Raw genomic sequence first — 330 nt, 5'->3', positions numbered from 1 at the left:
GTCTTCTGTGCCGAGACGAGTTCTGTTCCATCCTCACTGGTGTACGTGCCGGAGATCTGGTAAGCCGGGAATCCGGCGAGCGTCGAGACCCTGCCCTCGCCCATCGGCGCGAAGTCGGGCAGATTCTGTACCTCACCCGCTGCATAGCCGATGAGAAGTTGCGGATCGACGTTGCCCTCGAGCTTGGACACGATCGCAATCATCGACGGCGTGTACTCCGCACTTTCGGGTCCGGTGTAGATGATTGCTCCGTATGCCCAGTCCGGCGTCTGTTCACCTGCATCCTCCCAGCCTTCCGGGAACGGCAACACGATCTGAGGTGGCTCGGGA

General features: G+C 60.9%; 1 protein-coding gene. It reads right to left on the bottom strand.

Annotated features, from left to right (window positions below):
• A partial coding sequence (locus A2J03_RS24375; RefSeq protein ID WP_197480942.1) for an LpqN/LpqT family lipoprotein occupies window positions 1–330 on the bottom strand: 330 nt, incomplete at both ends.

Source organism: Rhodococcus sp. EPR-157, from assembly GCF_001647195.1.
Classification (GTDB): domain Bacteria; phylum Actinomycetota; class Actinomycetes; order Mycobacteriales; family Mycobacteriaceae; genus Rhodococcoides.
The sequence above is the reverse complement of the archived record's forward strand: the minus strand, read 5'-3'. Positions and strand labels throughout refer to the sequence as shown.